At 68.0% G+C, this 11853-nt stretch carries 13 protein-coding genes; 4 read left to right on the plus strand and 9 right to left on the minus strand.

Annotated features, from left to right (window positions below):
• Positions 1-9 precede the first annotated feature (9 nt).
• Both AC1DYU_RS20095 and AC1DYU_RS20100 read right to left on the minus strand, forming a co-directional pair.
• Positions 10-225 carry a DUF1737 domain-containing protein gene (locus AC1DYU_RS20095; RefSeq protein WP_158484992.1) on the minus strand — a complete coding sequence of 72 codons (216 nt, stop codon included), beginning with the start codon at positions 223-225 and terminating at the stop codon, positions 10-12.
• Between the two features lie 7 nt (positions 226-232).
• Positions 233-1411, minus strand: coding sequence for an acetyl-CoA C-acetyltransferase (locus AC1DYU_RS20100; RefSeq protein WP_476793158.1), 1179 nt, complete (start codon positions 1409-1411; stop codon positions 233-235).
• 318 nt (positions 1412-1729) lie between these two features.
• Here AC1DYU_RS20100 and phaR point away from each other — a divergent pair, with 318 nt between their 5' ends.
• Positions 1730-2323, plus strand: coding sequence for a polyhydroxyalkanoate synthesis repressor PhaR (gene phaR / locus AC1DYU_RS20105; protein ID WP_476793159.1), 594 nt, complete (start codon positions 1730-1732; stop codon positions 2321-2323).
• Between the two features lie 204 nt (positions 2324-2527).
• Here the strand turns inward: phaR and AC1DYU_RS20110 are convergent, their stop codons facing one another.
• A complete protein-coding gene (locus AC1DYU_RS20110; RefSeq protein WP_476793160.1) occupies positions 2528-4222 on the minus strand; it encodes an EAL domain-containing protein in 1695 nt (564 codons plus the stop codon).
• 178 nt (positions 4223-4400) lie between these two features.
• On the opposite strand from AC1DYU_RS20110, the gene AC1DYU_RS20115 reads away from it, so the two are divergent.
• Complete coding sequence (locus tag AC1DYU_RS20115; protein WP_158484996.1) at positions 4401-4598, plus strand: hypothetical protein; 198 nt, start codon at positions 4401-4403, stop codon at positions 4596-4598.
• Positions 4599-4714: 116 nt separating this feature from the next.
• On the opposite strand, the gene rpmF is transcribed toward AC1DYU_RS20115, so the two are convergent.
• Complete coding sequence (gene rpmF / locus AC1DYU_RS20120; protein WP_056710300.1) at positions 4715-4900, minus strand: 50S ribosomal protein L32; 186 nt, start codon at positions 4898-4900, stop codon at positions 4715-4717.
• A gap of 223 nt (positions 4901-5123) precedes the next feature.
• Between rpmF and AC1DYU_RS20125 the strand changes: the two genes are divergently transcribed.
• Positions 5124-5882, plus strand: a complete 759-nt coding sequence (locus AC1DYU_RS20125) for a DUF695 domain-containing protein (RefSeq protein WP_476793161.1) — start codon at positions 5124-5126, stop codon at positions 5880-5882.
• A 1-nt stretch (position 5883) separates the two neighbouring features.
• Here the strand turns inward: AC1DYU_RS20125 and mtgA are convergent, their stop codons facing one another.
• Positions 5884-6579, minus strand: coding sequence for a monofunctional biosynthetic peptidoglycan transglycosylase (mtgA, locus tag AC1DYU_RS20130; RefSeq protein WP_476793162.1), 696 nt, complete (start codon positions 6577-6579; stop codon positions 5884-5886).
• A 127-nt stretch (positions 6580-6706) separates the two neighbouring features.
• Here mtgA and AC1DYU_RS20135 point away from each other — a divergent pair, with 127 nt between their 5' ends.
• Positions 6707-7669 carry a polyprenyl synthetase family protein gene (locus tag AC1DYU_RS20135; protein ID WP_476793163.1) on the plus strand — a complete coding sequence of 321 codons (963 nt, stop codon included), beginning with the start codon at positions 6707-6709 and terminating at the stop codon, positions 7667-7669.
• Positions 7670-7814: 145 nt separating this feature from the next.
• Here the strand turns inward: AC1DYU_RS20135 and AC1DYU_RS20140 are convergent, their stop codons facing one another.
• The 4 genes from AC1DYU_RS20140 to AC1DYU_RS20155 form a co-directional block, all read right to left on the minus strand.
• Positions 7815-8456, minus strand: coding sequence for a hypothetical protein (locus AC1DYU_RS20140; protein WP_476793164.1), 642 nt, complete (start codon positions 8454-8456; stop codon positions 7815-7817).
• Complete coding sequence (locus AC1DYU_RS20145; protein WP_476793165.1) at positions 8453-9028, minus strand: hypothetical protein; 576 nt, start codon at positions 9026-9028, stop codon at positions 8453-8455. The genes AC1DYU_RS20140 and AC1DYU_RS20145 overlap by 4 nt, the downstream gene beginning before the upstream one ends.
• A 104-nt stretch (positions 9029-9132) precedes the next feature.
• Positions 9133-10392 carry a histidine kinase gene (locus AC1DYU_RS20150; protein WP_476793166.1) on the minus strand — a complete coding sequence of 420 codons (1260 nt, stop codon included), beginning with the start codon at positions 10390-10392 and terminating at the stop codon, positions 9133-9135.
• Between the two features lie 140 nt (positions 10393-10532).
• Complete coding sequence (locus AC1DYU_RS20155; protein WP_476793167.1) at positions 10533-11825, minus strand: adenylosuccinate synthase; 1293 nt, start codon at positions 11823-11825, stop codon at positions 10533-10535.
• Positions 11826-11853 lie beyond the last annotated feature (28 nt).

The following is an 11853-nucleotide window of genomic DNA, read 5'->3' on the forward strand; positions in this document are numbered from 1 at the left end:
TCCGACAACTTAGTGTTCGGATAGCTTCATGTCGGGCGTGTAGGCGCCGTCGATGTCCTTGATGATGGCCTGGCCGCAGATGACACGCTGCTCCTTCGCGTCGAAGGTCAGCGTCGGGTGCCCGTACAGCACCCAGCCCTGGCTCAGCGCCTCCGAGACCCGATGGCAGAAGGATGCGTCATCGGGGCCGGTGAGATAGCGGTAGAGCGTCGTTTGACGCGCCATGCCGGTCTCAGCGCTCCAGCGCCATCGCGACGCCCATGCCGCCGCCGATGCAAAGCGTGGCGAGGCCCTTCTTGGCGTCGCGCTTGCCCATTTCGTGCAGCAGCGTGACGAGGACGCGCGCACCGGAGGCGCCGATCGGGTGGCCGATCGCGATCGCGCCGCCATTGACGTTGACGATGTCGGGGTTCCAGCCGAGGTCCTTGTTGACTGCCAGCGCCTGCGCGGCGAAGGCCTCGTTGGCCTCGACGAGGTCGAGATCGGCGACCTTCCAGCCGGCCTTCTCCAGCGCCTTGCGCGTCGCCGGGATCGGGCCCGAGCCCATGATCGCGGGATCGACGCCGGCGGTGGCCCAGGAGGCGATGCGGGCGAGCGGGGTGAGGCCGCGCTTCGCGGCTTCCTTGGCGGTCATGATGACGAGAGCCGCGGCGCCGTCATTGATGCCCGAGGCGTTGCCGGCGGTGACGGTGCCGTCCTTGGAGAAGGCGGGGCGCAGCTTGGCCATGGCCTCGACGGTCGCGCCGTGGCGCGGATATTCGTCGGCGTCGACCACGATGTCGCCCTTGCGGGTCGAGATCGTGAAGGGGACGATCTCGTCCTTGAACTTGCCGGCTTTCTGGGCGGCCTCGGCCTTGTTCTGCGAGCCGACGGCGAAGGCGTCCTGTTCCTCGCGGCTGATCTGCCATTTGGTCGCGACGTTCTCGGCCGTGGTGCCCATGTGGTAGCCGTGGAAGGCGTCCCAGAGACCGTCCTTGATCATGGTGTCGGTGAATTTCAGGTCGCCCATCTTGGTGCCGTTGCGCAGATGCGCGGCATGCTGCGACATCGACATCGATTCCTGGCCGCCGGCGACGATGATGTCGGCATCGCCATTGGCGATTTGCTGAAGGCCGATGGCGACGGTGCGCAGGCCCGAGCCGCAAAGCTGGTTCAGGCCCCAGGCCGTCTTCTCCTGCGGGATGCCGGCGGCCATGGCGGCCTGGCGGGCGGGGTTCTGGCCCTGGCCTGCGGTCAGGACCTGACCCATGATGAGCTCGTCGACATCGCCGCCCTCGAGCCTGGCACGGACCAGCGCTTCCTTGATCGCGGCGGCGCCGAGATCATGGGCGGCAGTGTTGGCGAAAGCGCCGTTGAAGGCGCCGACCGCGGTGCGCGCCGCGCTGACGATCACGATGTCCGTATCGGCCATGGGGCAAATCCTTAGCTGGGTGTCGCGACGGTCCGCTCGATCAAGGGCCGCCTGTTCGAGGGCCACCTTCGAAGCCTGCTGCGCCGCCGTCAAGTGAGCGATAAGAGATCGCGCCGCCGAAAGCTTGGGCGGGGCCCACCTCGCGCTGCCGCAAAGACGGGCAATCGCCGTCATGCTTTAGTCTTGTTTTTGCACCGCACGCTCAAAAAACTTGCGACGCACGCCGCAGTGGCTACGATCGTCCCGGATGAAACCGTTCAGCCTTCCCGCAACGCGATCTTCGCGCTGCGGTACGTGCCAACGCGATGCAGGGTTCCGATGGCCAGCGACAAAGAACCGACCGTCATCAAGAAATACGCCAATCGCCGTCTCTACCACACGGGCACGAGTTCCTATGTGACGCTGGAAGATTTGGCCGGTCTGGTGCGCGGCGGCGAGGATTTCGTCGTCTACGACGCGAAGTCCGGCGAGGACATCACCCGCTCGGTGCTGGCGCAGATCATCTTCGACGAGGAGGCCAAGGACGGCCAGAACCTGCTGCCGATCGCCTTCCTGCGCCAGTTGATCCGCTTCTATGGCGACAGCATGTCGGCGCTGGTGCCGCGCTATCTCGAATTCTCGATGGACAGCCTGACCAAGGACCAGGGCCAGTTCCGCGAGCAGATGACCAAGGCCTTTTCGGGTGGAGCGATCGGTGGCGGCGCGCTGGATGCGATCCAGGCGCAGACGCGCGCCAACATGACCATGTTCACCGAGGCGTTCCGGCTGTTCAACCCTTTCGCCGCGGCGGCTGCCGCCAAGGCGCAGGAAGCGAGCGCGGCCGGTCCCGCCAAGGGCGACGATCTCGGCGACCTCAAGCGCGAGCTCGGCGAGATGCGCGACCGGCTGGACAAGCTGTCGAAGGGGAAGTGAGAGCGGCGCTGCCGGGTTGGAGCGTGCTGTGCATTCTCGGAACAACCGCCGTCATCTCGGGCTTGCCCCGGGATCCATCGGAGGGCTCCGAGGCTCTACGATGGATTCCGGAGCGGCGTTGGTTTGCGGCTTGTCCGGAATGACGGGTGTTTTCCAACCAAAGACGGCGCGCTCCGATCCTCGGCCTGTGGCCGTGGCTGCGCTTCAGCTCTGCGCCTGCTTGCGCATCGCGGCCTGGGCGGTCGGCTTGTAGAGCTCCGCCTTCCCCAGCAGATGTCCCTGCAGATAGGTCACGCCCCAATCGGCGAGCATGCTGGCCTGGAGTTCGTCATCGACCCATTCGGCTACCGTCTCGACGCCGAGATGGCGGGCGAGGTCGATCAGGGTGCGGACATAGAAGCGGTCGTCGGTCGAGCGGCGCAGGTTCTGGGTGAAGGTGCCGTCGATCTTCAGCACGTCGATCGGGAAGGCGCGCAGATGCCGCAGCGAGGTGTGGCCCGCGCCGAAATCGTCGATGGCGATGCGGGCACCCCGGTCCTTGATCTGGCCGAGCAGCTTGGCGACCTTAAGCGGGTTCTCGATCGTCGCGGTTTCGGTGATCTCGACGACAAGCCGTTGCGCGATGCCGCGCGCACTGCCTGTGCAGGCGACGAAGGCGTCGAGCCATTCCGGATCGGCCAGCGAGCGCGGCGAGACATTGATCGAGAGCGTCATCGCCGGATCGGCGGCGAGCAGCTCGACCGCCAGCTCCAGCACGCGATGGTCGAAGAGCCGCACGAGGCCGCGACGCTCCAGCAGGGGGATCAGCTCGGCGGTGGCGAAAAAGGCGCCCTCGCTGCCGAGGCCGACCCGCAGCAGGGCCTCGTGGAAGGCGACCTCGCGTGATTTCGCCGCGACGATCGGCTGCAGTGCAAGCTCGACGCGCCGCTCGTTCAGGGCGGTCAGCGCGCTGACATCGAAGCCGGTGCGCGAGTCCGAGGGCTCGCGGCTCTCCTGTCGCCGCGCGATCACGGCGGTATCGGAGGCGCCGGCCTTGGCGCCGCCGAGTGCGTTCTCCGCGGCCGAGAGCAGCGTGCCGGCATGGTTGGACAGGTCGGGCGCGACGGCGGCCCCGACGCGCAGGCGCACGAGCGCGATGCCGCGCTGGGTCTCGATGGCGGTCTTCGCCACCGCCTTGATGAAGCGCCGTGCCGCCGCCTCGACCTGGCTGTGCGGGCAGCCGGTCAGCAGGATGGCGAAGCGATTGCTGGAATAGCGCACGAGATGGTCGCGCCGGCGCGTCACGGAGCGCAGTCGGTCCTGCACGACGGCGATGATCTCGTCGGTGGCCTCATGGCCGAAATCGTCGTTCAGCCGGGCGAGTTCGTCGATCGCGCCGACCAGCACGACGATGGCCCGGTCGGCCGGCAGATGCTCGGCCAGCGCCGAGCCGATGCGCTCCAGCAAGGCGGAGCGGTCGCCGAGATCGCCGGTCTGCGTCACCAGTTCGTCGGGGCGCACCTGACGCTCCAGCCGGAGTACGCCACGGGCGCAGGCCGGGCGGCCATCCGTGCCGGAAAACCAGCGGCCGGCATCCTCGACCCACATCCTGCGGCCGGCGAGGTCGGCGGCGTAGCGCGTGCGGTAGATCACGCCCTCGCCCTGGTCCTGACCACCGGCGGAGAAGACCGCGTCATAGCGGCTGCGGCCGCTGCCGGGCTCGACGAGGCCGGCGAAGCCGAGCCCCCGCGCCATGGCGCCCTCGGGGATCGGCCCCAGCACGTCGGCCGCATTGGGGCCCCAGGTCAGGGCATCGCTCTGGATGTCCCAAGTGTAGACGACTTCGCCGATCGAGGAGAGCAGGTTGCGCGGATCCACGCGGCTGTCGTCACGAGCGTTGAAGATCGACGGCACGGGCATCGCTTGGCCTCGATGAGACGGGCTGCCCGGCATCGGGAAATCGTGCCGGACCGCCCTGTCCGGACAGGAAGGGAAATGTTCCGAAACGATGCGATGCGTCGTCTTAATACCCCGTTAAGGTTGGCCGACGGATTGCAACTTTGCCCTTCGACGCAATGATTGCGTGTCGGAGTGGCACATGACCGATTCGGGATATCGGGAGGGGAGCGGCGAGCGCGCAGCGGCGGGCTTCGCGATGCTGTTGCTGCAGCTTGCCGCCAGCAAGGCCGAGATCGGCCCTTTTGCCACCCGTGAACGCGAAACGCCGGAAATGGCGGCGCGGCTCTACCGTGCGGCTGCGACGCGGGCGCGAATCGGCAGCCTGATGCGCGCCTGAGGGCTTTCGCGACGCTCGCAAACACTACGGCCTTGGCATCACGCAAAGAAAAAGCCGGCCTCGCGGCCGGCTTGCAACGCTGCGAACAGCGCCCCGAGACTTAAGACCCGCAGGTCTCAGGCCTCGGACTTGGCCTTCAGCACCTGGCGGCCGCGATACATGCCCGACTTCAGGTCGACATGGTGCGGGCGGCGCAGTTCGCCGGAGTTCTTGTCTTCGATATAGGTGGGCTGCTTCAGCGCGTCGGCCGAGCGGCGCATGCCACGCTTCGACGGCGACGTCTTTCTCTTCGGAACGGCCATGATACTCTCCATCGTGCCGCCGCTCGGGAGCGCTGCCCTGAGGCCACGCCACCGCCACGACGACGGATCAATCTCGTGAGGCGTTGCCCATACACGCTGCGGCGCGCGATGGCTAGAGCGTCGCGCGAAAAAGTCGTGGTGACGCGCGCAGGCTTGCCTGCCCGCGACCGATCCTGCGACGATGCCGGCATCGCGTGTTGCGGTCTCATGGTCAAGGTGGCGGATGTCTGATCGTTGGACGTTCTATTTCGACGAGCAGGCCGAGCGGCCTGCCTCGATCTATGTGGATATTGGCATCGTTTCCACCGTGCCGCTCGCTGAATACGGCCATTTCGCCTGCCTGCACCTGAAGCTGCGCTACCCGTCCGCCGATGGGCTCTCGCTGCGGCAGGAGTTCGACGATCTCATGGCGCTGGAAGACCGGGTCATTCCCGAATTGGAGGCCGGCGGAGGGATGGTCCATGTCGGCCGCCGCACCGGCGACGGCTATCGCGACTTCCATCTCTTCGTCACCGATCCTGACGCGTTCGAGCCCCGCGTCGGGGCGGCGATGCGGTCCTTCCCGGACTACGCATTCCAGACGAGCGTCCGCGCGGATCCGCAGTGGCGGGTCTATCTCGACACGCTTTACCCGTCGCCGGAAGATTTCCAGCGCATCGGCAATCGCGAGGTGCTCGCCAGCCTCGAGCGGGCCGGAGACGATCACGACGAGGTGCGCCCCATCGATCATGCCGCCAAGTTTTCGGACGCGGCATCGCTTGCGTCCTTCCGCGTCGATGTCGAGCGGCTGGGTTTTGCCGTTACCTCCCAATCCACGGACGAGGATGGGGCGCTCTGGCTCGATTTCACCCGCGACGACAGGCCCAGCGAGATCAACGAGGTCGCGCTGCCGCTCTATCGGGCGGCGCTGGCGCTCGGGGGGCAATATGACGGCTGGGGTTGCGAGGTCAGGGATGGCAGCCCGGCGCGGGCCATCAACTGAGTCACGGCAGCGCGCAATCGCCGAGCGGTCCCAGCTGTCCGACGCGGCGCTGGACGCGGGCCGCGGCCGATTGCAGGCCCCGGCTCGGCCGCGCCGGATCGCGGGCGATCGGATTGGGCAGCGCGCCGGCGAGCCGCGCCGCCTCTGCGGCGTTGAGGCGCGCGGCCGGCTTGCCGAAATAGCGCTGGGCCGCAGCCTCGGCGCCGTAGAGCCCTTCGCCCCATTCGGCGACGTTGAGATAGATTTCGATGACGCGCTGCTTGGGCCAGGCGACGTCGATCGCCAGGGCAAGCGGAATCTCCAGCGCCTTGCGGACATAGGAGCGGCCGGGCCAGAGGAAGACGTTCTTGGCGGTCTGCATCGTCAGCGTCGAGGCGCCACGCGAGGGGCCGTCCTCATCCTCCAGCACGGTGTTGAGCTCGATCCAGTCGACGCCGGCATGGCTGCAGAAGCGCTGGTCCTCGGCCGCGATCACGGCGCGCACCAGCGTGGGCGAAATCTGCGCGAGCGGCACCCATTGCCGCTCGACGGACTGGAAGGTCAGCCAGCGCCCGAGCATCAAGGTCGAGGGTACGGGCACGAACCGATAGAGCGCGAGCGCGAGAATCAGCGTCGCGAGCAGGGCAAGGCCCGCCAGCCAGATCCAGCGCAGGGCGCGGATCAGGATGCCGCGCCTGGGCGCGCGCGCTGCCGCCATGTCCGTCATTCCCCGCGACGTGCTCCCCATTGGCTTGACGGTTTGTGCGCGCTCCGGCAAGCCCGGCCCGATCGGTCCTGTCTTCTTTCGGGGATAAGCCGCCGGTGAGCGAACGCGAGGCCCCCGCATGAGTTCCGCCACGTCACGCGACGATGATGCCCGCCATGATGATGACCTCGCCTCCCGGCTGGCGCAGACCGCCGCCGAGATCGAGGCCCTGCTGGACGGCCTGCTCGCCGATGCGGTGCGCGAGGGCGAGATCGCCCGCCCGGCGCGGCTGCTGGCGGCGATGCGCCATGGCGCGCTCGGCGGCGGCAAGCGGCTGCGGCCCTTCTTGACGGTCGAGACCGCCCGACTCTTCGGCGTGGTGCCCGCGCAGGCGCTGCGGGCCGGCGCGGCGGTCGAACTCGTGCATTGTTACTCGCTGGTGCATGATGATCTGCCGGCGATGGACGATGACGACATCCGCCGGGGCCGGCCGACCGTGCACAAGGCCTATGACGAAGCGACCGCGATGCTGGCGGGCGACACGCTGCTGACGCTTGCCTTCGAGGTCCTGGCCGATCCGGAAACACACCCGGCGGGCGATATCCGCGCCGCGCTGGTGCTGGCGCTCGCCCGCGCCTCGGGCTTAGGAGGCATGGCGGGCGGGCAGATGCTCGACCTTGCGGCGGAGGGGCGTTTCGAGGCGGGGGCTGCCGCGACGCTTGCGGAAGCCGAGATCCGCCGCCTGCAGGCGATGAAGACTGGCGCGTTGCTGGCGGTGAGCGTCGAGATCGGCGCGGTGCTGGGCGGAGCCTCGGCCGAGCAGCGCGCGGCACTTGTAGCTTATGGCCGGGCGCTGGGCGCCGCCTTCCAGGTCGCCGACGACATCCTCGACGTCGAGGCCAGTCCCGAGCAGCTCGGCAAGGCGACCGCGAAGGACCAGGGCAAGGGCAAGGCGACGCTGGTCTCGGCGCTCGGGCTGGATGCGGCGAAGCGCGAGCGGGATCGGTTGAGCGCGGCGGCGGTCGCGGCTCTGACCGGGTTTGGGGCGGAAGCCGACGTGCTGCGCGCGGCGGCGCGGTTCGCGGCTGAGCGGAGGAGTTGAGGGAAGGCGAGTTCCGACGTCTGACCTGACATTTGGAAGGTCCGTGCCCCTGCCGTGCCGCAGGGCGTCGATGTGCCGTTTCCTATGTGCGCGTTCATTCGACCGCTGTTCCGCCTTGGTCGGGGGGATTGGAGGGGCTTCGGCCCTACTGGGTGTAGCCGGTGAGGACGGGCGTTTCCGTTCCCCGGATTTCCACATGCGTGACGGGACACGTCGTTGCCTTGCCGGCCGTATCCGCTGCTGCCCTGGCGAGATCGTTTGGCTGCGGGTTGGCCTGCGCATCGACATAGGCGACCACGCAGGAGCCTTCCCGGCCGAGGCGCGTGACCATCAGGATCTGCGCTCGCCGGGCCGATGGCGGCGGCGATCCCTGCTCGATCATCTCCTGCCTCTGGCGCGCGTCGAGCACCAGCACGCGGATGATCGCCGCATAGGGCTCGAAGACGCTGCCATGAGTCGTGCCGCGCCATTCGATCGTGGTCGTCTTGCCCGCGAGCCCGTCGATCGCGACCTGGCGGCCATCAGTCGCCGAGACCGCCGAGACGCGGCCCTTTTCGCGGCTGAAATTCAGCGTCGTGCCAAAGGCCGGAAATCCGACATTCAGTGTCCAGCCTGCCGGCCCCGCGCATGAGAAGCCCTCCACAGGGGCTGGCGCCGGCCTGCACTGCGGCTGTGCAAGGGTTACTCGCGTATAGCGTGACGAGGGTGCTCCCTGGGCCAGAGCGGGCAACGCCGCCAGAGACGCCAGTATGAACACGGTCGTCACCGCATAAGGGCGCGCATTCATGGCCGAGTGTCCTTGCAGACGGCGTCCTGTACCGGTGCGAGCAGGAAAGCGGAGTGATCTGGTCCGTCCAGCAGTTTTTCGTTCAGATCCGGCCCGGTCGCGTCATCGAAGATCTTTAGCTTGCCGGGGTTGATGAGTCGCAGGCTGGTACCCGTCATCGTGATCAGCAGTTCGGAGGCGCCGTCCGTATCTGGCCGGCATCTCAATCCGTTTCCATTCGGTTCGCAGCGCCCGCCGGCACGCCAGGTCTGTGGCATGCCCCTGACCCATAGGTTCATGCCGAAGTCGGTCTCGTCGGCGTCATAGCGGGAGTTTTCGAGGCGGATCCAGAGACGGCGGACCTGCTGGCCCCGATGGTCCCGCAAATGCGCGGCGTCGTAGGTTCTGACGAAGCATCCCAACGGTACGGCGGCAGCTGCCATGCCGGTGGGCGAGGCCATGCACATCGACGACAACAGCAGCGCGCGCATGACACCGGCCAAACCCTGCTCCTGTCGCTTCAGCGTCGCTGTATGGCTCGCACCTTTGTGATCATGCTCGACGTCATGGCGATTGTCCAAGCCGGCGAGCACCGACCGGTTCCCTGCGGCGCAAGGGTCGATCCGCGAACAGAGATGCGTTGCATGGCGCCGTGATTGGGGGCTACCCCCGCATCGATCCCGGAGGATCGCCTAAGTCAGCGCCAGCGCCCGAACGCATCCGCCAGCGTCTGGCTGCCCGAGACGCCCTTCTCGAAGGTGATGATGCCGCGCTTGCCCGAGGCGAAGCGGACGGGGACGTCGATCCAGCTTCGGTTCAGGATCAGGTCGATGTTGCGTTCGACCTCGATGGGGACGTTCGAGAGCGCGGCGACGAAGAGGTTCTCGCCCAGCGCCGAGTTGATCGCCGAGAGCGGCGCGCCGCGCTCGCCCTCATCGGTCTTGAACTGCGGCACGCCGACCTCGCGGACGGCTTCCGTCGCCGGATCGCCGGTCGAGGTGAAGCGCAGGCCGATGATGTGGGAGGCAGGGAAGGCCGAATCGGTGTTGCGGCGGATGGTGAAGTCGAGCGCGAGCCCGACCTCGGCGATCTCGACGGTCGCACGCACGATCGTCTCGACCGGGCGGCCCTGGCCGACGCTCTCGCTGTCGAGCCGCCAGAAGACGCGGCCATTGACGGAGCGCGGCGCCTGCGGGCTGTTGGGGTCCTCGGTGTAGAGGATGGCGCGCTGCGCGACAGCGATCTCCTGCGAGGGGGCCGTCGTGGAGGTGCTGCCGGTCGAACTGCTGCCGGTCCCTGGCCGCGTCACGGGAGCGGGCGTGCCGGCTTCACCGACGCGCCCGCTGATCTTGCCGGCGTTGTCGGCCTGCGCCGGCTGGCTCGGCGTTTCCACGCGCGGCCGCGAGGCGGTCTCTGGCCTGACCTTGTTGACGTAGTAGGCGGCCGCCGCGATGGCCGCGACCGCGATGGCGACGCCGGTCGCGACGACGGCTGTGCGCAGATGGCCGGGCTTGACCCGCTTCTCGCGTGGCGGGGCGAGGCGCGGGCGCATCTGCTGCGGCTCGGCCGGTTCCGGCAGGTCGTCATAGCGCGCGTCGTCGGGCAGCGGCTCGGCCTGCGCAGACGGCTGAGGCCGCTGTGCGGGCTTGGGCGGCTGGATTGTGAGAGGGGCAGGAGACGGAGCGGGCGGCTGCGGCTCGGCTTGCGGCGGGGGCGGCAGCGTATCGATGTCCAGCCGCGGCGGAGTGGTGTCGTAATCGGCTTCGATCCGCGCCACGGCCTCGTCGAGCGACAGCCGCTCGCGCATGATCTCGGCCTCGCCGAGCGGCGGGTCGAGACTGCGAAGCTGGGTCACGAGGGCTGCCCTGGCACGGTCGTAGATGGCGTGGCGCGCCGCCGGCGATGTGTCGGGAAGCCCGGCGATCGCTCGCGCCAGGATGGGATAGAAGTCGGCCATTGGCCTCACTTGTCGTTGTTGGGCGCCCGCGTCAACTCTGGAAAGGCCAGGCGTGTTTCAAAGCGGGCCTACTTTTGAGAAAGCTCCGCAACTTTCGAAGCGCGGCCACCTCTGGAAGGTCGACAATCCACCATGCCCGGTCAGGCTTCGAACGGATTATGGACCAGGATGGTGTCGTCGCGCTCGGGGCTGGTGGAGAGCACAGCGACGGTCGCGCCGATCAGCTCCTCGATGCGGCGGACATATTTGATCGCCTGCGCCGGCAAATCGGCCCAGGAGCGGGCGCCCGCGGTCGAGCCCTCCCAGCCTTCGATCGTCTCGTAGACCGGCTCGACGCGGGCCTGATCGCTCTGGCCGGCCGGCAGGTGCTCGAGAATCTCGCCGTCCAGCTTGTAGCCGGTGCAGACCTTGATCTCGGCGAAGCCGTCGAGGATGTCGAGCTTCGTCAGGGCGATGCCGTCGATGCCGGAGGTTTTCACGGTCTGGCGCACCAGGCAGGCGTCGAACCAGCCGCAGCGGCGCTTGCGCCCGGTGACGACGCCGAATTCCTTGCCCTTCTGGCCGATCAATTCGCCGATCTCGTCGAAGAGCTCGGTCGGGAAGGGGCCTTCGCCGACGCGGGTCGTATAGGCTTTGGCGATGCCCAGCACATAGCCGACCGCCGAGGGGCCCATGCCGGAGCCGGTCGCGGCCTGGCCGGCGACGATGTTCGACGAGGTCACGAACGGGTAGGTGCCGTGGTCGACGTCGAGCAGCGCGCCTTGCGCGCCCTCGAACAGGATGCGCTTGCCGGCGCGGCGCTGCGCGTCGAGCAGGGCCCAGACCGTGTCGGCATAGGGCAGGATCTGGGGGGCGATCTCCTTGAGCTGGCCGAGCAGCTCACCGCCGTCGACCTCGGCGATGCCGAGGCCGCGGCGCAGCGCATTGTGATGGGCCAGCATGCGCTCGATCTTGGCCTCGAGGATCGCCGGGTCCTTCAGGTCGATGACGCGGATGGCACGGCGGCCGACCTTGTCCTCATAGGCCGGGCCGATGCCGCGTTTGGTCGTGCCGATCTTCAGGCCGGCATTGGAGGTCTCGCGGAAATGGTCGAGCTCGCGGTGCAGGGGCAGGATCAGCGTGGCATTGTCGGCGAGGCGCAGGTTCTCGGGCGAGATCGCCACGCCCTGCGCCCGCAGCCGCGAGATCTCCTCGACCAGATGCCAGGGATCGACGACGACGCCATTGCCGATGACCGAGAGCTTGCCGCCGCGCACGATGCCCGAGGGCAGCAGCGAGAGCTTGTAGACGTTGCCGTCGATGACGAGCGTATGGCCGGCATTGTGGCCGCCCTGGAAGCGCACCACCACATCGGCCTGGCTCGACAGCCAGTCGACGATCTTGCCCTTGCCCTCGTCGCCCCACTGGGCGCCGACCACCACCACATTTGCCATGGTTCAGGTCTTCCCGCTTGTCTCGTGC

The organism is Allobosea sp. P2_B12, assembly GCF_056404835.1.

Excerpts from the sequence above, each read along its gene's own strand:
- AC1DYU_RS20095 (WP_158484992.1), bottom strand. The coding sequence starts at position 225 with ATGGCGCGTCAAACGACGCTCTACCGCTATCTCACCGGCCCCGATGAC.
- AC1DYU_RS20100 (WP_476793158.1), bottom strand. The coding sequence starts at position 1,411 with ATGGCCGATACGGACATCGTGATCGTCAGCGCGGCGCGCACCGCGGTC.
- phaR (WP_476793159.1), top strand. The coding sequence starts at position 1,730 with ATGGCCAGCGACAAAGAACCGACCGTCATCAAGAAATACGCCAATCGC.
- AC1DYU_RS20110 (WP_476793160.1), bottom strand. The coding sequence starts at position 4,222 with ATGCCCGTGCCGTCGATCTTCAACGCTCGTGACGACAGCCGCGTGGAT.
- AC1DYU_RS20115 (WP_158484996.1), top strand. The coding sequence starts at position 4,401 with ATGACCGATTCGGGATATCGGGAGGGGAGCGGCGAGCGCGCAGCGGCG.
- rpmF (WP_056710300.1), bottom strand. The coding sequence starts at position 4,900 with ATGGCCGTTCCGAAGAGAAAGACGTCGCCGTCGAAGCGTGGCATGCGC.
- AC1DYU_RS20125 (WP_476793161.1), top strand. The coding sequence starts at position 5,124 with ATGTCTGATCGTTGGACGTTCTATTTCGACGAGCAGGCCGAGCGGCCT.
- mtgA (WP_476793162.1), bottom strand. The coding sequence starts at position 6,579 with ATGGCGGCAGCGCGCGCGCCCAGGCGCGGCATCCTGATCCGCGCCCTG.
- AC1DYU_RS20135 (WP_476793163.1), top strand. The coding sequence starts at position 6,707 with ATGAGTTCCGCCACGTCACGCGACGATGATGCCCGCCATGATGATGAC.
- AC1DYU_RS20140 (WP_476793164.1), bottom strand. The coding sequence starts at position 8,456 with ATGAATGCGCGCCCTTATGCGGTGACGACCGTGTTCATACTGGCGTCT.
- AC1DYU_RS20150 (WP_476793166.1), bottom strand. The coding sequence starts at position 10,392 with ATGGCCGACTTCTATCCCATCCTGGCGCGAGCGATCGCCGGGCTTCCC.
- AC1DYU_RS20155 (WP_476793167.1), bottom strand. The coding sequence starts at position 11,825 with ATGGCAAATGTGGTGGTGGTCGGCGCCCAGTGGGGCGACGAGGGCAAG.